The sequence below is a fragment of the Streptomyces sp. NPDC097640 genome, assembly GCF_040302705.1.
In the GTDB taxonomy this organism is placed as follows: Bacteria; Actinomycetota; Actinomycetes; order Streptomycetales; family Streptomycetaceae; genus Streptomyces.
Genome location: NZ_JBEOSB010000009.1, coordinates 178,367 through 199,157, shown reverse-complemented (window position 1 = coordinate 199,157; position 20,791 = coordinate 178,367). Strand labels below are relative to the sequence as shown.

At 70.1% G+C, this 20,791-nt stretch carries 16 protein-coding genes; 9 read left to right on the top strand and 7 right to left on the bottom strand.

Features of this window, described 5'->3' with window-relative positions:
• The first annotated feature begins 126 nt into the window (after nt 1-126).
• From ABTY62_RS16570 to ABTY62_RS16550, 5 genes are all read left to right on the top strand, one after another.
• Nucleotides 127-849 carry a dienelactone hydrolase family protein gene (locus tag ABTY62_RS16570; RefSeq protein ID WP_352130113.1) on the top strand — a complete coding sequence of 241 codons (723 nt, stop codon included), beginning with the start codon at nt 127-129 and terminating at the stop codon, nt 847-849.
• Between the two features lie 35 nt (nt 850-884).
• Nucleotides 885-2,951 carry a helix-turn-helix domain-containing protein gene (locus ABTY62_RS16565; protein ID WP_352130112.1) on the top strand — a complete coding sequence of 689 codons (2,067 nt, stop codon included), beginning with the start codon at nt 885-887 and terminating at the stop codon, nt 2,949-2,951.
• Between the two features lie 235 nt (nt 2,952-3,186).
• Nucleotides 3,187-4,176 (top strand): hypothetical protein, encoded by a 990-nt coding sequence (locus ABTY62_RS16560; RefSeq protein ID WP_352130111.1) that lies wholly within the window; start codon nt 3,187-3,189, stop codon nt 4,174-4,176.
• Nucleotides 4,176-5,324 (top strand): S8 family peptidase, encoded by a 1,149-nt coding sequence (locus ABTY62_RS16555; RefSeq protein ID WP_352130110.1) that lies wholly within the window; start codon nt 4,176-4,178, stop codon nt 5,322-5,324. Before ABTY62_RS16560 ends, ABTY62_RS16555 begins: the two co-directional genes overlap by 1 nt.
• Before the next feature lie 39 nt (nt 5,325-5,363).
• Nucleotides 5,364-5,819, top strand: coding sequence for an LppU/SCO3897 family protein (locus ABTY62_RS16550; protein ID WP_352130109.1), 456 nt, complete (start codon nt 5,364-5,366; stop codon nt 5,817-5,819).
• Here ABTY62_RS16550 and ABTY62_RS16545 read toward each other — a convergent pair.
• The 7 genes from ABTY62_RS16545 to ABTY62_RS16515 form a co-directional block, all read right to left on the bottom strand.
• Nucleotides 5,805-6,485: a response regulator gene (locus ABTY62_RS16545; protein ID WP_352130108.1), complete on the bottom strand. Its 681-nt coding sequence runs from the start codon at nt 6,483-6,485 to the stop codon at nt 5,805-5,807. The genes ABTY62_RS16550 and ABTY62_RS16545 overlap by 15 nt on opposite strands.
• A complete protein-coding gene (locus ABTY62_RS16540) occupies nt 6,482-7,702 on the bottom strand; it encodes a sensor histidine kinase (RefSeq protein WP_352130107.1) in 1,221 nt (406 codons plus the stop codon). Before ABTY62_RS16540 ends, ABTY62_RS16545 begins: the two co-directional genes overlap by 4 nt.
• A 111-nt stretch (nt 7,703-7,813) precedes the next feature.
• Complete coding sequence (locus ABTY62_RS16535; RefSeq protein WP_352130106.1) at nt 7,814-10,069, bottom strand: MMPL family transporter; 2,256 nt, start codon at nt 10,067-10,069, stop codon at nt 7,814-7,816.
• Nucleotides 10,070-10,359: 290 nt separating this feature from the next.
• Nucleotides 10,360-11,286, bottom strand: coding sequence for an endo-beta-N-acetylglucosaminidase H (locus tag ABTY62_RS16530; RefSeq protein ID WP_352130105.1), 927 nt, complete (start codon nt 11,284-11,286; stop codon nt 10,360-10,362).
• A 146-nt stretch (nt 11,287-11,432) separates the two neighbouring features.
• Nucleotides 11,433-12,248, bottom strand: a complete 816-nt coding sequence (locus ABTY62_RS16525; protein ID WP_352130104.1) for a copper homeostasis protein CutC — start codon at nt 12,246-12,248, stop codon at nt 11,433-11,435.
• Nucleotides 12,245-13,765, bottom strand: a complete 1,521-nt coding sequence (locus tag ABTY62_RS16520; RefSeq protein WP_352130103.1) for a M81 family metallopeptidase — start codon at nt 13,763-13,765, stop codon at nt 12,245-12,247. Before ABTY62_RS16520 ends, ABTY62_RS16525 begins: the two co-directional genes overlap by 4 nt.
• Before the next feature lie 25 nt (nt 13,766-13,790).
• Nucleotides 13,791-15,023: an ROK family protein gene (locus ABTY62_RS16515; protein WP_352130102.1), complete on the bottom strand. Its 1,233-nt coding sequence runs from the start codon at nt 15,021-15,023 to the stop codon at nt 13,791-13,793.
• 306 nt (nt 15,024-15,329) lie between these two features.
• Here ABTY62_RS16515 and ABTY62_RS16510 point away from each other — a divergent pair, with 306 nt between their 5' ends.
• Genes ABTY62_RS16510 through ABTY62_RS16495 form a run of 4 tightly spaced genes read left to right on the top strand, consistent with a single transcriptional unit; the run spans nt 15,330 to nt 20,780 of the window.
• Nucleotides 15,330-17,147: a peptide ABC transporter substrate-binding protein gene (locus ABTY62_RS16510; RefSeq protein WP_352130101.1), complete on the top strand. Its 1,818-nt coding sequence runs from the start codon at nt 15,330-15,332 to the stop codon at nt 17,145-17,147.
• Nucleotides 17,148-17,197: 50 nt separating this feature from the next.
• Nucleotides 17,198-18,157 (top strand): ABC transporter permease, encoded by a 960-nt coding sequence (locus ABTY62_RS16505; protein WP_352130100.1) that lies wholly within the window; start codon nt 17,198-17,200, stop codon nt 18,155-18,157.
• Complete coding sequence (locus ABTY62_RS16500) at nt 18,154-19,053, top strand: ABC transporter permease (RefSeq protein ID WP_352130099.1); 900 nt, start codon at nt 18,154-18,156, stop codon at nt 19,051-19,053. Before ABTY62_RS16505 ends, ABTY62_RS16500 begins: the two co-directional genes overlap by 4 nt.
• Nucleotides 19,050-20,780: a dipeptide ABC transporter ATP-binding protein gene (locus ABTY62_RS16495; protein WP_352130098.1), complete on the top strand. Its 1,731-nt coding sequence runs from the start codon at nt 19,050-19,052 to the stop codon at nt 20,778-20,780. Before ABTY62_RS16500 ends, ABTY62_RS16495 begins: the two co-directional genes overlap by 4 nt.
• The last annotated feature ends 11 nt before the right edge of the window (nt 20,781-20,791 follow it).

Sequence of the window (20,791 nt, the reverse complement as noted above, 5' to 3'; positions counted from 1 at the left end):
GCCGTGCGAGAGAACGAGGAGGTGGTACCCGTGAACGTATCGACATGGGTGCTTCCCTCCGGGGTCACGGTCGGGCGATAGGTCGTCCGGGAGCGCCGTTCAAGAGCACTCCCGAAAGGCACGACCATGCAATTCACATCCGAACAACGCCTCGACAACGGCACCCTCGAGCGCGAATTCACCCTCGGCGAGATCCCCGGCACCCTGTGGACGCCTGAATCCACCGCACCGGCTCCGCTGATCCTGATGGCCCACAACAACGGCCTGCCCAAGAGGGAACCCCGGCTGGTGGCCCGGGCCCGGCAGTCCGCGGCATACGGCTACGCGGTGGCCGCCATCGACGCCCACGGGTGCGGTGACCGGCCCCGTTCCGCCGCCGACGAACAGGCCCGCGCCGACCTCCGCCGGGCGATGCAGGCCGGCGAGCCGGTCGATGAGATCTTCGAGTCCTTCATCGGCCCGCTGGTCGAAAAGGCGGTCCCGGAATGGCGGACCACCCTGGACGCCCTCCTTTCGCTGCCCGAGATCGGCGGCCCGGTCGGGTACTCGGGCTGGACCGCCGTCGGCATTCGGCTGGCGGTGGTCGAGCCGCGCATCGCGGCCGCCGGTTTCTTCGCCGGGGGTTACGTGCCCCGCGCCCAACGCGAGGAGGCCCGGCAGGTCACCATTCCGCTGCTGTTCCTGCTCCAGTGGGACGACGAAGGGAACCCCCGGCAGCGGGCACTGGACCTGTTCGACGCCTTCGGCACCAAGGAGAAGACGCTGCACGCCAATCTGGGCGGGCACACCGGCACCCCGTGGTTCGAGGTGGAGGACGGGGACCGGTTCTTCGGCCGGCACCTGAAGTGAGGCCGGGCCGTCAGGCCGGCCGCAGACGGTAGGTGATGCCCCGACCGACCGGTACCGCCGATGGCAGGTACCGGCCGGTCGGGGCGGGCCACGTTGGGTTTGTCAGGGGCCACGGCGCGCATACGGTGTGGTTGAGTAACGGAACCCTTGCCGGACCGGCGCGCAGCTGCGCGGGCGGCGTCGGGCACCGAGAGTGTGAAGGGGGACGGAGCATGCCCACCCTGGGGTACCTGACGTCCGGAAGGCCGGACCTCGGGCTGCTCTTCGTGGACCCGCGGCAAGGCCGCGCCTACGCGGAGAACCGGGTGACCAGCGTCTGTGCGGTGCCACTGCTGCAAGCGCCTGACCAGGCCACGAAGTCGCCCGCCCAAGGTGCGCTGGCCCTGGTGAGGCTGCCCGACGACCTCGACGAGCGGGCGTCGGGGGCCCTTGATCAACTGCTGCGGTACCTCAAGCAACGCAGAGCATCGGGCCTGGCACTGCACTCGCCCGGCCGGGTACCGGCCATACCGCCCAGCATCCGCACGCTGGCGCAGCGGCTGGAGTTTCCGCTCCTCGTCACGGCCGCCGACAGCGAGTGGGCGGGGGTCAACGAGGATCTACAGCGGCAACGAGCCCTCGTCGCCGAGCGCCAGGTCGAGCAGCTCGAGTCGCTTCTCAACGCGTTGCCGTCCCAGCTGGCCGACCCGGAGGCGGCCGGTCGCATCGTGCGCTGGCTGTCCGACGCGCTGGGCGCGGATGTCGCCGCCGGTTCCGGTGAAAGAGGAGCCTTCGCCGTAGCCCCGGCCGGCCCGGCCAATCTGGCCCGCCCCCTGGTAGCAGCCGACTCAGCGGCCGGTACCGATGGCTCCGATGCCGAGCACACACAGCTCGTCCGGGTCCTCGGTGCGGAAGATGGTGTACTGCTGGCTGTCGCCTCCCGCAGCGCGTTCGAGTCGACGGCCGGTAAATTGCTCCGGTACGCGGCAAAACTCCTGGGTCTGTGTGAGCAGGCCCGGCTCGAACACCAAGCCGCCCAGTCCGCCGTGCTCGCGTCCCGTTCTGTCCATCAGGCCGCAACCCAGCTGCTGTTCGGTGGAGAGGTGCTCAAGACGCAGGTCATCGCTGGTCTGATCGCACCTGCTCTGATGGACACCGAGCTGGTCCGCGTCCGGATCATCGACACCGGCAACCAGGCCCGCGACCCGCACCTCCAGTGGTGCCTGAAGCACATGGGGCGCAGGTCACTGGTCTCTCCCTGCCCCGGCAAGGACCAGCACATCATCGTGGTGACTCCGGCCCGTGAAGACGCAGGGGTCGAGTCCGATCTCGGCCATCTGATCAGCGCCCGTCGGGGGCTGGCCATGGGAGTGAGCACGCCGTACCCGCTCGACGCCGCGGGTGCGGGCTACGCGGAAGCCGCGCATGCCGTTCTCGTGGCTGCGCATTCCCCTGAACGGGTCGCGGTCGGCGCGGACCCGAAGATCGCCCCGTTGCTCCCCAGGAACAAGGCGTCCGCCTGGGCACAGGCGCTTCTTGCCCCGCTGCTGAAGCCCGAGCACACGTTGCTGCTCCAGACCCTGCCCACCGGCCTCTCGTACAAGCCGGTCGAGGCGTCCAAGGCCTTGGGCATCCACCGCAACACCCTGCGAGGCCGCTTGAGCCGCGCCGGGTACCTCCTGGGACTCGACCTCAACAGCGTCAACAACCGCGTCCTGTTGCTCCTCGCATTCAACCTTCTTGCCCTGCCGGCCTCGGATGACCTCACGCCTGAACCGGCTCCCGACTTCGCGGAACTCATCGCCGCGGCGGGCGACACCGTCCAGGAGTGGGCCGAACAGCGGCTGAGCAAACTGCGCTCGGACCCTCAGAACAGGGACCTGCTGACCACCGTGTCCGCTTGGCTGGAGAACGACCTCTCGATTCCCGCCACCGCGCAGGCTCTGAACCTGTCGGATCCGACGGTCCGCAGCCACATCAAGGCCGCCTCCAAACAGTTGGGCATGGACCTCGACGCACAGGCGCTCAGCGTCCACGACACCGACGTGGTCACCATCGCAGACGTCGGCATCGCGGCTTTTCTCCTCACGGGCCGGCCCGTGCTCGGACAGCCTCGCGGCTGAGCCACTCCCCCTCTTGTGCACTTCGAAAAGCCCGATCCCCGTACTGTGCGCTTCTGCAATTGCCCGGCATTGACGACCGATCTACTTTGAGGACCGCTGCGCGGGCCGACCGCTCGCCCAGCAGTCAGCAACGTTCGGCCTCGCAGGGCTGCGCTGACGGTTCGTCAAACCGACTCGCTCCCCCTGTGCCTCGCGTCGGCTCACTTGGCACGGACACAATAAGGAGAGCGGGGCCATGTCCTATCCCAGACCGCCCGAGAGTCCCGGCGGCGCCGGAGCCTACGGGCAACACCCCCACCAGCCGCCCTGGCCCGCCGATCACGCGTGGCAGCCGGGTGCGGCGGTGCCCGCCGTGCCGCCCCTGCCGCCGGCGCCGCCCCAGCCCGGCTGGCACGGGACGCCGGCTCCGCACGGCGGACCGGTGCCGCAGTACGGCGGCATGCCCGCACCACCGCCCCCGCCGGTCCCGGCCCGCCGCAGGGGGCGCGGCTTCCTGGCCGGCTTTCTCGGTGTCGTCGGCGCCCTCGCCGTGCTGGGCGGCGGTCTCCTGACCAATCATGCTTACTCGAACCACAGCCGGTCCATCAGCAACAGAGACGCCTACGGCCCGAGCCTGTGGCGCAACGAGACGGTGGAGACCCTCTTCCCCGCGGCTCTGGCCCCTCGGGTGAACATCAAGGTGACGTCAACCGACCCCTCCCGGGCCGCCTGGCACCGTGTGGGCATTTCCGACAGCACCGACTGCGCGGACGGACTCAACAACGTCACCATCGCCGCGGTGAAGAAGCTCGACTGTGCGGCGGTGCTGCGCGCCACGTATGTGGATCCGACAGGCAATACCGTCGCGACGGTCGCGCTGGTGGTGCTGCCCGAGGGCCAGTCGGCGAAGACACAGATGACCGCGTTCTTCGAGAAGGACGAGGACAAGCTGGACCCCGAGGTCGGCGCGAAGGCCTACGGCGTGCCCGGCACCCTCGCGGAGGACTGGAGCGACGAGCGCAGCAACGGCGGAGCGGGCATCACGGTCCCGGACGGGTCTTTGCCGTACGTTCTCATCGCCTCCGCCGGCGCGGTCGACGGCCGCAAGGCCGGCCGCCTGCCGGGCGAGTGGGGCAGCCACAGCTGGGACGCGGGGGACGACCGCGCTCCGTGGCGCGGTGCGGCGAAAGCCCTCTGCGACGACATGAGCCTGCACCTGACCGACCTGCTGCTGGAGGTGTCCTGATGAGCGTGCGGCGTATCACCGTGGCCGTGGCCGTGGCGGCGGCGCTGCTCGGCCTGGCGGCGCCCGGCGCGGCGTACGGCGCGCCCAGCGCGGCCGAGGCGGTCCCGACCAGTTGGGAGTACCAGGCCATGGGGCTGGCCGCGGCCCAGCGGGCGACGCAGGGCGAGGGCATCACGGTCGCGGTTCTGGACAGTGGCGTCGAGGCGGACCACCCCTCGCTCCGCGGCAAGGTGACCGAGGGCCCCGACTACATCCGCGACGGTCTGCGGCCGGGCGACCCGGAATGGGGCGACCATGGCACCGCCATGGCCTCGGACGTCATCAAAGTCGCCCCCAAGGCCCAGATCCTCTCGGTCCGTGTGACCAATGGCGATGAGAAACCCAGGGTGATCCAAGGGGGCAGCCCGATCGCCCAGGGCATCGACTACGCGGTCGATCACGGTGCCGACGTGATCTCCATGTCGATCGGCGGCGAGCTCCTGGGCAACAGCTACGACGAGCAGGAAGCCGCCGCCCTGGCCCGCGCCGCGCAGAAGGGCATCCCGGTCCTCGCCTCCGCGGGCAACGACGGCGACATGTTCAACGACGCCCAGTACCCGGCGGCCTACCCCGGTGTGATCGCGGTCGCCGCGCTCCAGCAGAACGGCAGCCGCGCCGAGTTCTCCACGGTACGGACCTATACCGCGGTGGCCGCTCCGGGCGTGGACATCATGAGCGCGAAGAACACCGGCGGCTACGACACGATCAACGGCACCTCCCCCGCGACCGCGCTCACCTCCGGCGTCGTGGCGTTGATGCTCTCCCAGAACGGCAAACTGACGCCCGCGCAGGTACGGACGATCCTGACCAGCACCGCACGCCACCCGTCCGGAGGCCACAACGCCCTGGTCGGCTACGGCCCGGTGGACGCGGCCGCCGCCGTCACGGCCTCCGCGAAACCACCCGCCGACGAGACGGCACCCGTGGCGTACCAGGGGAAGAAGCGTCTTGCCACGCCGGACGGCACCCCGAAGACCAAGAACCCCCCGCTGGAGATGGACCTGGTGGGGATAGGCCTCGGCGCGGCGGCCGTCGGACTGCTGATGATCACCGGCGCCGTGCTGATCACCCGTGCGGCCCGCCGCGGCGCGGCCGCGATCCGCGGCTGAGCACCCATCCGTGAACGTGCCTATGGAAGGAAGAGAAACGTGTCCGCGCCTCCGCCGCCTCAGGGCGGCTACCAAACCTACGACCCGCAGTATCAGCCGTACGCCGGGGGCCAGGCGCCCCATGGGCAGCGGCCGGTGACACCCCGGCGACCGTCGCGCCGCTTCAACCCGCGGTCGCCGCTGGGCAAGGCCGTCGTGCTCTTCATCACCGCGATCTGTGCGAGCGTCTGGTACCTCCTCAAGGAGGACGAGCCCCGCAACCCCAGTACGACCGACGACAGAGAAGTCTCCGCCGCGGTCGGTGACTGTATGAAGGAGAAGGGGACCGACGGCGGCGAGAAGCTCGAAGTGGTCGACTGCTCCGACGAGGCGGCCAGGTACCGGGTGGAGTCCACCGGCGACATCAAGGGGGACTGCCAGCCCGGTGAGACCCGGTACACCGAAACGCGCCGGACGGTGACGCTTCTGACGCTCTGCCTGTCAGAAGCCAGATGATTCGGGACGCACCAAGCCACTCTGATAAGCGATGACGACGAGTTGGGCGCGGTCCCGGGCGCCGAGCTTGGTCAGGGCACGCTGCACGTGGGTGCGCACGGTCAGGACGCTCAGGACGAGTTCTTGGGCGATCTCGTCATTGGACTTGCCCTGAGCCGCCAGCACGGTGACTTCCTGCTCACGGGGCGTGAGGTCGCCCAGGCGTTCCACGGGGGCGAGGGGTGTTCCTGAAGCGGGAGCGGTGAGGAAGCGGGTGATCAGGGCCTGCGTGGCGCCCGGCGACAGGAGCGCCTCACCGGCAGCGACGGTACGGATCCCGGACAGCAGCGCGTCCGTGGTGACGTACTTGCCCAGGAAGCCGCTGGCCCCCACGCGCAGTGCCTGGGCGACGTACTCCTCGGTCTCGAACATGGTCAGGACCAGCACCCGGGTGCCCGCCAGGTCGGGGTCCTCGCAGATGGCGGCGGTGGCGGCCAGGCCGTCCGTGCCGGGCATGCGGATATCCATGAGCACGACGTCCGGCTGACGGGCGCGGGCGAGCTCCAGCGCCTCCTGCCCGTCGGCCGCCTCGCCGACCACCTCCATGTCCTCGCAGGAGTCGATCAGCAGCCGGAACGTACCGCGCAACAGGGCCTGGTCGTCGGCGAGCAGGACACGGATGGTCAACGGTTTTCCTCTTGTCGTTCGGCCAGGGCTTCCGCCCGGGTCAGGGGCTGGAGGGGCAGGGCGGTGGCGACTTCGAAGCCGCCCTCGGGGCGGGGCCCGGCGCGCAGGTCGCCGCCGACGGAGTGGGCGCGTTCACGCATGCCCATCAGGCCGTACCCGCCACCGGGAACCGACGGGGTGACGGCAGTGCCCTCGTTGGTCACGGTGATGAGCAGGCGTGCGTCCGAATAGCTGAGCCGGACACGGGCCGCATGGTCGGACGCGTGTTTCGTGGCGTTGGTCAGGGCCTCCTGGATGATCCGGTACGCCGTCAGGTCCACCCCCGGAGACAGGGGCCGAACCCTTCCCTCGGTCGTGACCGTGACCGTCAGACCGGCCGACTCGCAGCCTGCCACCAGCTCCGGCAGACGCCCCAGACCCGGAGTCGGCTCCAGAGGGCCGGCCGCCGGGTCACCGGTCTCACGCAGCACACTCACCGTGGCGCTCAGTTCCAGCAGCGCGGAGGAGGTGGTGCCGACCAGGTCGGTGAGGATCTTCCGGGCCTGTTCCGGTTGGGTGGTGGCAAGGTGGGCGGCGGTGCCGGCCTGCGCGTTGGCGACGGCCATGTGGTGGGCGACGGCGTCGTGCAGCTCGCGGGCGATGCGCATGCGTTCCTCGGCGACGCGCAGCCGGGCCTCCTCCTCGCGGGTGCGTTCGGCGTGCGAGGCGCGGGCCTGCACGGACTCCAGGTAGGCGCGCCTGAAGCGGCTCATGCCGCCCAGGGCCAGGGCCAGCAGCAGCCACAGGACCGTGCCCGCGGACCGGAGCATGATGTTGTCCCCGAACGGGGCGGCGGACAGCGAGGTGGCCACCAGCACGGCCATGGTCGGGTAGCTGTAGATCGCGGTGGTCCGGGAGTCGGTGAGGGCGGCGAGCCAGTAGAGGGCGGCGATGACGGGAGCCAGCAGCAGCGGGCTGGGCAGGTAGTCCAGGCCGGTCATGACGGCGGTGGCCGCCGCGGTGACGACAAGTGCGGCACGCGGATGGGTGCGGGACTTCAGAACGGCGGCGCCGCAGACGACGGCGAGGATCCGGGCGGGCCACACGTTCTCCGGGGGCGCGGATTCGGCGGTGCTGATCTGCGCTCCGAAGACCGTGAGGGCGCACAGCACCGCCGCCATCACCACGTCCGCGGCCCTGGCGTGGCGCTCCGCGAACCGTTCGAGGTTGCTCGTCATCGTGTTTCTCCGGGTGGGAGTGGTGGGTCCATGGTCGCCGATGGCCGGGAGAGCGGCCGTGTGGGCCGCCCGAGGCCTTGCCTCGGGCGGCCCAGGGGCGGGCGGAGACCGTCAGACGCGCAACTCCACCGGCTCGTCCGGGGCCGGGGCCTGGTTCTCGGCCTGGGCCTGGTTCTCGGCCGGCCGGCGGCTGAGTGCCTCCCCTTCCACGTCGACCCGCGGCAGGATCCGGGCCAGCCACTTCGGCAGCCACCAGGCCTTGTCACCGAGCAGGGCCAGGACGGCGGGCACGATCGCCATACGGACGACGAAGGCGTCGAACAGCACTGCGGCGGCCAGACCGAACCCGATCGTCTTGATCATGGAGCCGTCCTCGGCGATGAATCCGGAGAAGACCGCGATCATGATGAGCGCGGCGGCCACCACCACGCGGGCGCTGTGGCGGAACCCGGACACCACGGCCTGCCTGGCCGACTCACCGTGGGTGTACGCCTCCCGCATCCGGGAGACCAGGAAGACCTCGTAGTCCATGGCCAGTCCGAAGACGATGCCCACGAGGAAGATCGGCATCAGGCTCATGATCGGGCCGGTCTGCTCCACGCCGAAGAGGCTCGCGAGGTGACCCTGCTGGAAGACCAGCACCATCACGCCGAGCGCCGCGAGCACCGAGAGCAGGAAGCCGAGCGCCGCCTTGAGGGGCACGAAGACGGACCGGAAGACCACCATCAGCAGCACGACGGCCAGACCGACGATCGTGATCAGGTACGGGACCAGTGCCGACTGGACCTTGGCCGCGACGTCGATGTTCAGCGCGGTGCTGCCGGTGACCTCGAAGGTCGCTGACGTGTCCGACTCCAGGGCGGGGCGTTCGGCGCGGATGGTCTTGACCAGGGTTTTGGTCTTCGCGTCGGTGGGGGCGGTGGACGGGGTGGCCTGGAACACCGCCGTGTCACCGTCCTTGTTGAAGCCGGCCCGCGAGACCGAGACGATCCCCTTCGTGTCGCCGATCTTCTCGCTGATCCTCTTCACGGCGGCCTCGGGGTCGGACACTCCCTTGGCGTCCACGACGACGGTCAGCGGGCCGTTGAAGCCGGGGCCGAAGCCCTTGGCGAGGTTGTCGTAGGCGCGGCGCTCGGTGGTGGCGGTGGACTTGGCCTCGTCACCCGGCATACCCAGCTGTAGGGACGCCGCCGGTACGGCGAGGGCACCGAGGCCGAGGACGCCGAGGATCAGAACGGGGATGGGGCGGCGCAGGACGAAGCGGGCCCAGCGGGTGCCGAGGTTCTCCTTGCCGCCCTTCTCCTCCTTCTCAGGCGTGACGCTCTTCACCGAAGCCTTGGACCCCTTGCGCCCCCGGCGCGCCAGCACCGCGTTCGGCCAGAACCCGAGCATCGCCGGGACGAACGTCAGCGCGACCAGTACGGCGATCACGACCGCCCCCGCGGCGCCCAGGCCCATCTTCGTCAGCATCGGAATCCCGACCACCGACAGGCCGGCCAGCGCGATCACCACGGTGAGGCCGGCGAAGACGACCGCTGAGCCGGCCGTCCCCACAGCCAGACCCGCCGCCTCCTGGGGTGTGTGGCCCTTGCCACGTTCCTCGCGGTAGCGGGAGACGACGAACAGCGCGTAGTCGATGCCGACCGCCAGGCCCAGCATCATCCCCAGGGTGCCGGTGTCCGAGGACAGCCCGAGCGGATGGGCCAGCATCATGATCCCGAACAGGCTCACGGCGACGCCGACGATCGCGGTCAGCAGCGGCAGCCCGGCCGCGGCCAGCGAACCGAAGGTGATCAGCAGCACGACGGCCGCCACCGAGATGCCGACGATCTCGGCGACCCCGCTGAGACCACCGCCGGCCTCCATCGCGGAGCCGCCGGTCTCGACGGTCAGGCCCGCCGCACGCGCCTGGTCGGCGGACTTGTTCACCGCCGCACGGCTGGCGTCGGTGACCTTGTCCTGCGCCACCTTGTAGGTGACGGTCGCGTACGCCGTCGAACCGTCCTTGCTGACGGCCTGCGACTCGAAGGGATCCGCGACCCTGGCCACCTGCGAGCCGTTGCCCAGGGAGTCCACCGTCTCCTCGATGACCTTCCGGTTGTCGCTCGCGGTCACCTTCTGCCCATCGGGGGCGACGAAGACGACCGTGGCGCCGGCGCCGTCGGCACTCGCTCCGGGAAAGCGCTGCTGCATGAGGTCGTATGCCTTCTGGGACTCGATCCCCGGCATCGAGGAGTCATCGCTGGAGGCTCCCGACGCCTGCATGCCACCCAGACCCACGGCGGCCACGATGGCCAGCCACATCAGGGCGACGTAGCCTCGTCGCCGGAAGGCCGTACGGCCCAGTCGATAGAGAAAAGTTGCCATGTGAGGGCACTCCAGATCCGTTCCTCGATTGCCCACACAGCCTCGCCCGGGAGGACCGGTCCCGTCGTCGTGCGGCTACTGGCACTGCCGGCTACCGAAGCCACTGGACCCGCTACTGAAATCGCAGTAGGAGCGGGTGGCGCCGTCTCCTACCTGGGTCCGACATCACCCGCGTCAGCCGACCGCGGCGGTGAGACCTACGGCACCCGCAGTGCCTGACCGGGGACAGCCCCGGTCAGGCACCGTCGTCTCTCGGGTACTCACACGGCGAGGAGAGACAACACCTCGCCTTACCGCGTGTAGACGGCGTTGCTGCCGTACAGCTCCCTGGTGAACGCGGAGACATCGGCGCTGCGATCGGCGCCGTCGAGGTTGTACGTCAGATAGACGCCGTACCCCTCGCTGACGGTGCGGCGGGCGAGGTCGGCGGCCGTGCTCTGCGAAGTCCGGCCGATCTCGACAGCCGCCGGCGACAGCTTCGACTTGGGCAGTGCCACGCGGGGGACCTGCCAGCTGCCGTAGTACGGGTTCCAGGCGTAGTCGAACTTGGACGAGACGTCGACGCCGCCGTAGGAGAGGCGCGACGCGGCCGGGCCGATGTTGTAGAGGCTGATGATCTTGCCCGGCATGTTCGCGCGCAGCGCCGTCACCAGGTGCACGAACGAGCTGTCGTTGGGCTGGCCTGTGCCGTTGTTGCCGTATTCGGCGTACTCGTCGTCGAAGTCGATGCCGTCCAGGCCGTACTTGGCCACGGCGTCCGACAGTTTCTTCGCGAACGCCGAAGCCTCTTGCTGGGACGGGAAGTTGGCGAAGCCCGCGCCCTGATGGTTGCCGAGCACCGAGAGGACGACCTTGATGCCCTTCTGCTGCAACGGCCGTATCTCCGTGGCGGCGTTGTCGAGGACGCGCTGTACGTTCTCGTTGAAGTGCAGATACGCCGACTTCGTACCCGTGTCGTAGTTGATGTTCGCCGCGAAGACCACGGCGACGTCGAAGACGTTGCCGCCGCCGTTGGCGAGGGTGTACTTGCCGACGTTCAGCATGCTGTTGTTGTTCACCTCGACGTACGCCACCGAGGTCGGACCCTGTTTCGCGGCAGCGGGGGCCGCTGCCGCGCCGGTCGCGGCGGTCGCGGCGGTCCCGCCGAAGGCGAGGGCCGCGACCACCGAGAGCGCGAACGCGGCCGTCCGTACTCTGCTCCGTACCAGAGTGAACATCGTTGACCGATCTCCCCTCGCATGGGTCGGCGCCCGACCAGTTCGAAAGCGCCGATTGAGCGCTCCAAGTCTTCCGCTCCCGTCACCGAATCCCGAGAATCGCGCGCGAACTCTTCACGACTCCCACGCACGCCACGGGTTCTAGGTCACGCCGTACCGTCGGCGGAACGGTCCGGGCGGCCGGTGGTCCGTGCGGCGTCCAGTGCCTGCCGGGCCTCGGCCACCACCTTCGGGTCGGTGACGAAGTGGGTGTCCTGGAGGGCGGAGGCTCCCGCGGCTCCGAGAGGTATCCACGCACCGCCGCGCCGGGGCTCGGCCCGGGTCTTGGCGGAGAGGTGCACTGCGGCGACCCCCGCGGCCACCAGGGCGGGGATGTCAGCGGTGCGGACGCCGCCGCCCGCCATGACCTGCACACCCGGGGCCGCGGCGACCATCGCGGCAAGCGTGGTCGCCCCGCCAGCCGCGGTGGCCGCGCCGCCGGAGGTGAGAACCCTGGTGATCCCCAGTGAGGGGAGCAGCGCCGCGGCGGCGACCGGGTCGGCGGACTGGTCGATCGCGCGGTGCAGGGTGACGTCCACGGAGCGGTCGTGGTTCGAGGCCGCCTCATGGGCGGCGTCGGTCAGGCGGGTGACGGCGTCGGTGTCCAGGAGGCCCTCGGCGGTCAGCGCGCCGACCACCACGCCCGAGGCGCCGGAGGCGACGACCGAGCGTACCTCGGCGACCATCAGGGCGATCTCCTCGGCGTCGTACACGAAGTCACCGGGACGGCACCGCACCAGAGCGTGCACCGGCGACCCGACGGCCGCGACCGCCTCCACCGAGGCCGCCGACGGGGTCAGGCCGCCCAGTTCGAGCCCGGTGCACAGCTCGACCCGGTCCGCACCGTGGTCGCGGGCGGCACGGGCACCCGCCGGGGAGGTGACCGCGATCTCGAGGGTGGGTCCCGGCGTGCGGCCGGTCACTCGTCGTCCCCGGTGAGCGGCTGGTCGGAGGCCGGGATGAGCCGGGCCGTCAGGTCCGGGTCGGCCATGTCGGGGTCGAAGGGGAACATGGGCCGGCGGATGCGGTGGTGACCGAGTCGCACCAGCTCCTGGTCGACACCACCTGGGGTGAGGGCCATCTTCCACGCCGCGGCCATGTCGAACAGCTCCGGCTCCAGGTAGCCGATCTTCACGATGACCACGTCGGCGGAGCGGGGGTCGAGGTCCAGGTCGGTGAAGTCGTGTTCATGGTGGTAGGGCTTGCGCAGCCGGGTCAGGATCGCGTACACGCTGCCGACTCGGACCACGACCTCGGTCTCGGCGTCGCGGTCGCCGTGCCTGATCGCGTGCACCACGCCGGTGAGGGTGACGGGACCGGCGTGCCGGTCGTCCACCTCGGCTCCGGCGGTGACGGTGACGGTGGCGCCCACGCCGGCGGCGACCGCGGTGTCGATGGCGGCGGGGCCGGGCACCGAGGCGTACAGGACGGTCGGGCCGTCGTCCTTCTGGAACTCCGGGCGCTCCAGCAGCCTGGTCAGGCCCCAGGTGACGTCGCCGGCGCCGCCCGCGGTGGGGTTGTCGCCGGTATCGCTGATGAAGTACGGCCGGTGCCGCGAGCGCAGGGCCTCGTCGAGGAGGTCGTCGAAGGTACCGGTCGGGGCGACGAAGCCGAAGTCGTGACGGGCCTCCCAGAAGCCGCGGGCGAGGCGTTCGGCGCCCGACGACACGGCGTTCCGGTCGGGGCCGGTGACGACGACGGCCGCGCGGTTGCGTGGTTCGTCGGCCCAGGCGTAGCCGACCCATATCGCCGCGTCGGTCACCCCGTCCATGGCCTCGACCTCGTCGACCGCCGCGTACACGCTCCTGGCGGGCTCGATGCGGGTGGAGGTCTGCTCTCCGGCCAGCAGCACCGGGACCGGTACCCATGCCTTCACCGGCCGGGGGGCGCCGGAGGCGAGCAGGTCGACCAGGTTGCGCACGGCGCGCTCCTTGGTCTCCATGTGGTCCTCGTGCGGGGCCATCCGGTAGCAGGTGATGAGGTCGCTGCGGTGGGCGAGTTCGCGGGAGACGTTGCCGTGCAGGTCCATCGAGGTGGAGACGATCACGTCGGGGCCGACGGTGGCACGGATGCGTTCCAGCAGGACGGCCTCGGCGTCCTCGACGCCCTCCACGGTCATCGCGCCGTGGATGTCGTACCAGAGACCGTCGAGCCGGGGCAGTGCGGCCAGGCGGTCGATGAGCTCGTCGGTGAGTGCGGACCAGGCGGCGGCGGTGACCATGCCGCCGGGCAGCGACTTGCCCACCAGGGCGCCGTGCCAGTCGGCGGCCTCGCGCAGTTCCTCGCCGGGCGCGAGGAACGGGTAGCGGCCGAGCACGTCGGCGCCGCGCGAGGGGTGGAACGCGGGGGCCTCGGTGCGGGCCGGGGAGAAGGTGGACGACTCGATGCCGAGCCCGGCGACGGCGATGACCGGGCGGGCGGCGGTGCGGGATTCCGACATGGCTCCTCGTGCGGGTTGTGGTGCGTCAGGGGGTGCGGTGTGCGGCGGGGCCGAGGTGCTCGGCCCCGAGCCCGGTGCCGCCGACGTTGCGCAGGGCGTGCGCCATGGCGCGTTGCAGGGCGAACTGTCCGGCCCCGACGACTCCGGCGTCGACGCCGAGGCTGGCCCGCTCGATCGTGAGGTGCTCGGTGACCAGCGGGTGGCAGCTGTCGTAGAGCTGGCTGCGGACCGCGGCCACGAAGGGTTCCAGGGTGGAGAGGATGCCGCCGAGGTAGACGGCGTCCGGGTTGAAGAAGTTGACGTTGGCGGCGAGCACCTGCCCGAGGTGTTCTCCGGCCCGGCGGACCGCGCGGGTGGCCTCGGGGTCGGCGTCGGCGGCAAGGCCTACGACCTCCTCGAGGCTGCTGACGTCGGCGCCGCGCTCGCGCAGGATGCGCACCAGGGCGGCGCCGGAGGCCACGGTCTCCAGACAGCCCGTCTTGCCGCAGGAGCAGGGGATGTCGGCGGCGCCGTCGATCCGGATGTGGGTGATGTCGCCGGCGGCGCCGGTGGCGCCCCGGTAGAGGCGACCGTCGACGATGACGCCGGCGCCGATCGCCGAGCCGATCTTCACCATGATCGACTGTCGGTGTTCGGCGGGCCGGACGGTGTGCTCGCCCATCGCCATGCAGTTGGCGTCGTTGTCCACCGCGGTCGGGACGCCGAAGCGTTCCTCCAGCCAGGTGGCGACCGGGAAGCGGTTCCACCCCGGCATCCGCGACGGCAGCATGGCGGCCCCGGATCGGATGTCGACGGGGCCCGGCAGGGACAGGCCGACACCGCACATCCGGTCGCGTCCGTGTTCCTCGGCCAGGGCCTCCAGCGTGTCGGCGAGCCGTGGCAGAGCCTGCTCGGGGCCGTCGGCGATGACGAACGGGACGGTGGAGACCTTCTCGAGCCGGCCGCCGGGCAGCGCCACACCGATCCGGGCATGCCGGCCGCCGAGGTCGGCGGCGACGGCGAACTCGTCGGTGCCGCCGAGCCGCAGGACCTTGCGGGGGCGCCCGCCGGTGGACGACTGGGTGCCTTCCTCGGCGATCAGCCCGCGCTCGACCAGCTGCCCCACGGTGAGGGAGATGGTCGAGGGGGCGGCACCGAGCAGGGCGGCGAGTTCGGCGCGTGACGAGGCCTGGCCCGAGGCCACGAGTTCGAGGACGCGGGCGGCGAGGGAGGAACTCCCCTTCGCCGGCTGACGGTTCCGCGCACTTATTTCAGTCATGTACGAAGTAACTTCCGCAACGGTGGGTGTGACGAAGACAGTACGCCCGCGCAATGCGTACGTGAACCGCTTCCCGGACGGCATTGCCGTGATCAGCAACGTGACAAACCGGATCAAAGATGGCGTTTTCGCTACCTGGACAGGGCTTCGGAGGGTTCTGTCGAACTCGCAGAAACTTACTTTTTACTAATTCTTGTTTGTTTAATCAGCACGTGAGACGTTGACTGTCGTCGCAGCGCCGATCCCCGCGGCGCCCTCCCCAGGCCCCATGGGGCACACACGGGTCCTTTCACTCCGAGGAGAGCCATGTTCCTTGCTCATACGGCGACCGGCCGCCGCTGGGCCCTCGTCGCGGGTGCCGCCGTCATGTCCGGCGCACTGCTCACCGGCTGTTCCGGGGGCGGCACCTCGTCGTCCGGCGGACACTCGACCGACACCATCAACTACGCGCTCCCGGCCAACTTCACGCCGAACTGGATCCTCCCGGTCGGCACGGCCTCGCACCTCAACACCAACAACTCCTCCATATCCCAGTCCCTCTGGGAGCCGCTGATCGCCTATGACGGCTCGACGGGCGAGGTCGGCTGGAACAAGAACAACTCCCTCGCCACCGCCGCGGACTTCGACAAGGACGGCAAGAGCGTCACGATCACCCTCGGCGACCGGCACTGGAGTGACGGCAAGCCGATCACCTCGCGCGACGTCGAGTTCTGGTTCAACCTGATCAAGGCCAACAAGGCCGACTGGGCAAACTACAGCCCGGGCAAGGCGCCGGACAACTGGACCTCGCTGAAGATCACCGACGACACTCACTTCACCATCACGTTCGACAAGGCGTACAACAAGCAGTGGATGCTCGCCAACGAGTTGAGCATGATCCGCCCGATGCCGCAGCACGCCTGGGACAAGACCGGCGACTCCGATGCCGTCTCCGACCTGGACCGCACCCCCGCCGGCGCCAAGAAGGTCTGGAAGTACCTCAACAGCGCCGCCAAGAACATCTCCGGTTACGCCACCGACCCGCTGTGGAAGACCGTCAGCGGTCCCTACACCCTCAAGTCCTTCTCCACCGCGGGCAGGGTCGAACTGACCGCCAACGCCAAGTACGACGGCGGCGGCAAGGCCAACATCAGACACGTCAACCTGCTGCCGTTCACCACGACCGACGCCGAGGCGAACGCGCTGCGGGCGGGCACGGTCGACTACGGTTACATCAACGCCACGGACCTCAGCCAGGAGGCGTCCTTCAAGTCGAAGGGCTACACGGTCAAACCGTGGGCGGGCTGGGCGATCACCTATATGCCCTACAACTTCAACAACCCGGCCATGGGCGCCGTCTTCAAGCAGCTCTACGCCCGCCAGGCGATCCAGATGTCGGTCGACCAGACCAGTCTGTCGAAGGTGATCTTCAACGGCACGGCGGTGCCCACCTACGGTCCGATCCCCCAGGGGCAGGCCTCCGACTTCGTCTCCCCGGAGCAGAAGAAGAACCCGTACCCGTTCGACACCGCCAAGGCGAAGCAGCTGCTGACCTCGCACGGCTGGAGCGAGCAGAACGGCACCATGGTGTGCACCGACGCGGGCAGCGGCGACAATCAGTGCGGCTCGGGCGTCGCCAAGGGCACCAAGTTCGAGATGCAGGTGCTGTCCCAGTCCGGTTCGACCGTGACCGACAACATGATGAGCGCGCTCCAGTCCTCCTTCTCGAAGACCGGCATCAAGTTCACCATCAAGACGGCCCCCGTCAACTCCGTGCTCTCGCAGTCCGGTCAGTGCAAGTCCGGTGACTCGGGTTGCAAGTGGCAGCTGTCCTTCTTCGGTACCGCGGGCAGCTGGTACTTCCCGGCGTACCCGAGCGGTGACTCACTCTTCCAGACCGGCGGCGGTTCCAACTTCGGCAGCTACTCCAACCCGGCGGTGGACAAGCTGATCGCGCAGACCACCACCTCCGAGTCGCCCGCCGCCGTCCAGGAGTACAGCGCCGCGCTGGCCAAGGACCTGCCGGTGATCTGGCTGCCGGAGCCCGACTACCAGGTCTCCGTGGTCAAGAACGGGCTGGGCGGTTTCGCCCAGGACTCGCTCGCCAACTTCCACCCCGCCATGTGGAAGTGGACGAACAAGTGAGCCCGGCCGGTGACCCAGCGCATTCCTGAGCCGAAGCGACCGGAAAACACATGAGTACTCCTTCGTACCTGATCAGACGCGTTCTCCAGGCCGTCGTGGTGATCGTGATCGTGACGATCGTGGTCTTCGGTCTGCTGCACGCCCTGCCCGGGGGTCCCGCCCGCGGCATCCTCGGCCCGCAGGCCACGGCGCAGCAGATCGCCCACTTCAACCACGAACAGGGCCTCGACCAGCCTCTGCCCGTGCAGTACCTCCACTATCTGAACCAGTTGCTGCACGGAGACCTCGGCACCTCGTACACCCTGAACGCGCCGGTCTCCCGGCTCATCGGGGAGCGGCTGCCGAAGACCCTGGTCCTGACCGTCCTGTCGATGGTCATCGGCCTTCTCCTGGCGATCCCGCTGGGTATGTGGCAGGCCATGCGCCGCAACAGGCCGGTGGACTACGTCATCACCACGCTGAGCTTCATCGCCTACTCCACCCCGGTGTACTTCCTCGGGTTGATCCTGGTTCTGGTGTTCAGCCAGGTGCTGCCGTGGTTCCCGTCTCAGGCACCGCAGGGGGACTCGCTCGCCCAGGTGTTCTCCGACCCACAGGCCCTGGTACTGCCGGTGGCCGCCGGCGCCGCCTCCATGGTCGCGGTGTTCAGCCGCTACATGCGCGCCGCCACCTTGGAGAATCTCTCCGAGGACTACGTCAGGACGGCGCGGGCCGGCGGTTCCCGCTCCCGCGCCATCCTGCGGCGGCACGTCTTCCGTAACTCCCTGACCCCCGTGGTCGCCATGCTCGGCTACTACCTGCCGGTGCTCTTCGGCGGTGCGCTGGTGGTGGAGCAGCTCTTCAACTACCCCGGCATGGGACTGCTGTTCTGGTCCGCCGCACAGGCCTCCGACTACCCGGTCCTGCTGGGCTGCGTGCTGGTCATCTCCGTCGCCACCGTGGTCGGCACGCTGCTCGCCGACATCGTCCAGCGGATCATCGATCCCCGAGTGAAGGCAGGCCGGACATGAGCGCCGTCATCCAGCCGGCCAAGACGCCCGGCACCGCGGACACCCCCCGCGAGGCCTCCGGCACCCGGCTCGCCGTGCGGCGCTTCCTGCGCAACCGGCTCGCCGTCGCCGGGCTCGGCGTCGTGGTGTTCTTCGTCCTGTTCTGCTTCGTGGGCCCGCTGGTGTACCACACGGACCAGACCCACACCGCCCTCCAGCAGGTCAACCTCTCGCCGAGCGGCGCACACTGGCTCGGCACCGACGCCGTCGGCCACGACGAGCTGGGCCGGCTGATGTACGGCGGCAAGGTGTCGCTGGTCGTCGGTCTCGCCGCAGGCGTCCTGGCCACCGTCATCGGCACCCTGTGGGGCGCGGCCGCGGGCTATGCCGGCGGCTGGATCGACGCGGTGATGATGCGGGTCGTGGACGCGGGCATCGCCATCCCCGCCCTCTTCATCCTGCTGGTGGTCTCCGCCATCACCACCCCCGGCCTGGCCGGCCTGATCCTCATCCTCGGACTGGTGTCATGGCTGGTGCCGTCCCGGCTCATCCGGGCCGAGACCCTGAGCCTGAAGAATCGTGACTACATACTGACCCTGCGGGCCATCGGGGGAACGCACGCCCGCGCCATCCTGCGGCACATCCTGCCCAACTCCGTGTCGACCATCGTCGTCGCCACGACCTTCCAGATCGCCGACTCCATCCTCCTCGTTGCCTACGTCTCCTACCTGGGCCTGGGCCTTCAGCCGCCGGCCACCGACTGGGGCGGCATGCTCTCCGCGGGACTCACCGCCGCCTACTCCGGCTACTGGTGGCTCATCCTGCCGCCCGGCCTGGCCATCATCCTGGTGGTGTGGGCGTTCAACGCGATCGGGGACGGGCTCCGTGACGCATTCGACGTGAGGGGACGCGGATGACCGCCACCCAGGCCTCCGGCGCCCCGGCGGCCGAGCCGATCCTCGAACTCGACGACCTCGATGTCGTCTTCACCACCGAGTCCGCGGAGGTTCCCGCCGTACGGGGGGTGTCCCTGCACGTCCGTCCCGGTGAGACCCTCGCTCTGGTCGGCGAGTCGGGCTCCGGGAAGTCCACCGTCGCGCTGGCCGCGATGGGGCTGCTGGCCGGAAACGCCCGTGCCACGGGCCGAGCCGTGATCGACGGCACCGACATCGTCGGCACCGACGAGGCAGGGCTCGCCGCGCTGCGCGGCCGGACCGTCTCCATGGTGTTCCAGGAGCCGGCCACCGCGCTCGACCCGCTCACCCGGATCGGCAAGCAGATCGCCGAGGTGATCCGCAACCACAACGACATCTCCGCCAAGGACGCCGCCGCTCGCGCCGTCGGCCTGCTGCGCAGGGTCGGCATCCCCGAGCCGGAGAAGCGCGCGGCCGCCTACCCCTTCCAGCTCTCCGGGGGCCAGCGCCAGCGCGTGGTCATCGCCATGGCCATCGCGAACGACCCGGCCCTCGTGATCGCCGATGAGCCGACCACCGCGCTGGACGTCACCGTGCAGGCCGAGATCCTCGACCTGCTGCGCAGGCTCGCCGCCGAGACCGGCACCGGCGTCCTGCTCGTCACCCACAACATGGGTGTGGTCGCCGACTTCGCGGACCGGGTCGCCGTGATGTACCAGGGCAGGATCGTGGAGACCGGCCCGGTCGAGGACGTACTGCTGCGCCCGTCCCACGACTACACCCGGCGGCTGCTGGCCGCCGTGCCCCGGCTGTCGGTCGCGGAGTCCGACGAGCGCCCGCCGGCCGGCGAGGCCCGCCCGGACGACGGGTCCGGCAGCGGCGACGCCACCGCCCCGGTCGTCGAACTCCGCGACATCTCGGTGGTGTTCGGTCGCGGAAAGCGCGCCGTGCACGCCCTGGACGGCATCTCGCTCGTCGTCCGCCCCGGCGAGACCCTGGGCCTGGTGGGCGAGTCGGGCTCCGGCAAGTCCACCGCGGCGCGGGTCGCACTCGGCTTGATCCCGCCGACGTCCGGCACAGTGTCGCTGTTCGGTGCCGACCTGGCGCGTACCCGTTCCCGTGCCCGCCGCAGGCTGCGGTCCGGCATCGGCGTGGTCCTCCAGGATCCGGTCGCCTCGCTCGACGCCAGGATGACGGTCGGCGAGTGCGTCGCCGAGCCGCTGCGGGTACATCGCCGTGAACTGTCCGCCCGGGATCAGCGCAGCAGGGTAGAAGCGGTGCTCGACCGGGTCCGGCTGCCCCGCGACATCGTCCGGCGCGCCCCCGGCGAGCTGTCCGGCGGTCAGCGCCAGCGGGTCAGTCTGGCCCGCGCGCTGGTGCTCGAGCCCCGGCTGCTGGTCGCCGACGAGCCCACCAGCGCGCTCGACGTGAGCGTGCAGGAGTCCGTGCTGAAGGTCATCACGGAACTCCAGGACGAGCTGGGCTTCGCCTGCCTGTTCGTCTCCCACGACCTCGCCGTCGTGCAGCACTTCGCCCGCCGGGTCGCCGTCATGCGGGCCGGGCGGATCGAGGAGCAGGGCCCCACCGGTGAGACGCTGCTGCGCCCGGAGACCGACTACACCCGGCGGCTGCTGGCCGCCGTGCCGGTCCCCGACCCGGTGGTCCAGCGCGGACGCAGAGCCGAACGCCTGGCCACCCTGGCGGCCGGACGCACGGAGGCCGAGGCGTGAGCGACCGCTCC

Coding starts and splice junctions, on each gene's coding strand:
- ABTY62_RS16560 (WP_352130111.1), top strand. CDS start 3,187: ATGTCCTATCCCAGACCGCCCGAGAGTCCCGGCGGCGCCGGAGCCTAC.
- ABTY62_RS16570 (WP_352130113.1), top strand. CDS start 127: ATGCAATTCACATCCGAACAACGCCTCGACAACGGCACCCTCGAGCGC.
- ABTY62_RS16505 (WP_352130100.1), top strand. CDS start 17,198: ATGAGTACTCCTTCGTACCTGATCAGACGCGTTCTCCAGGCCGTCGTG.
- ABTY62_RS16520 (WP_352130103.1), bottom strand. CDS start 13,765: ATGTCGGAATCCCGCACCGCCGCCCGCCCGGTCATCGCCGTCGCCGGG.
- ABTY62_RS16535 (WP_352130106.1), bottom strand. CDS start 10,069: ATGGCAACTTTTCTCTATCGACTGGGCCGTACGGCCTTCCGGCGACGA.
- ABTY62_RS16495 (WP_352130098.1), top strand. CDS start 19,050: ATGACCGCCACCCAGGCCTCCGGCGCCCCGGCGGCCGAGCCGATCCTC.
- ABTY62_RS16500 (WP_352130099.1), top strand. CDS start 18,154: ATGAGCGCCGTCATCCAGCCGGCCAAGACGCCCGGCACCGCGGACACC.
- ABTY62_RS16565 (WP_352130112.1), top strand. CDS start 885: ATGCCCCGACCGACCGGTACCGCCGATGGCAGGTACCGGCCGGTCGGG.
- ABTY62_RS16555 (WP_352130110.1), top strand. CDS start 4,176: ATGAGCGTGCGGCGTATCACCGTGGCCGTGGCCGTGGCGGCGGCGCTG.
- ABTY62_RS16530 (WP_352130105.1), bottom strand. CDS start 11,286: ATGTTCACTCTGGTACGGAGCAGAGTACGGACGGCCGCGTTCGCGCTC.
- ABTY62_RS16515 (WP_352130102.1), bottom strand. CDS start 15,023: ATGACTGAAATAAGTGCGCGGAACCGTCAGCCGGCGAAGGGGAGTTCC.
- ABTY62_RS16510 (WP_352130101.1), top strand. CDS start 15,330: ATGTTCCTTGCTCATACGGCGACCGGCCGCCGCTGGGCCCTCGTCGCG.
- ABTY62_RS16540 (WP_352130107.1), bottom strand. CDS start 7,702: ATGACGAGCAACCTCGAACGGTTCGCGGAGCGCCACGCCAGGGCCGCG.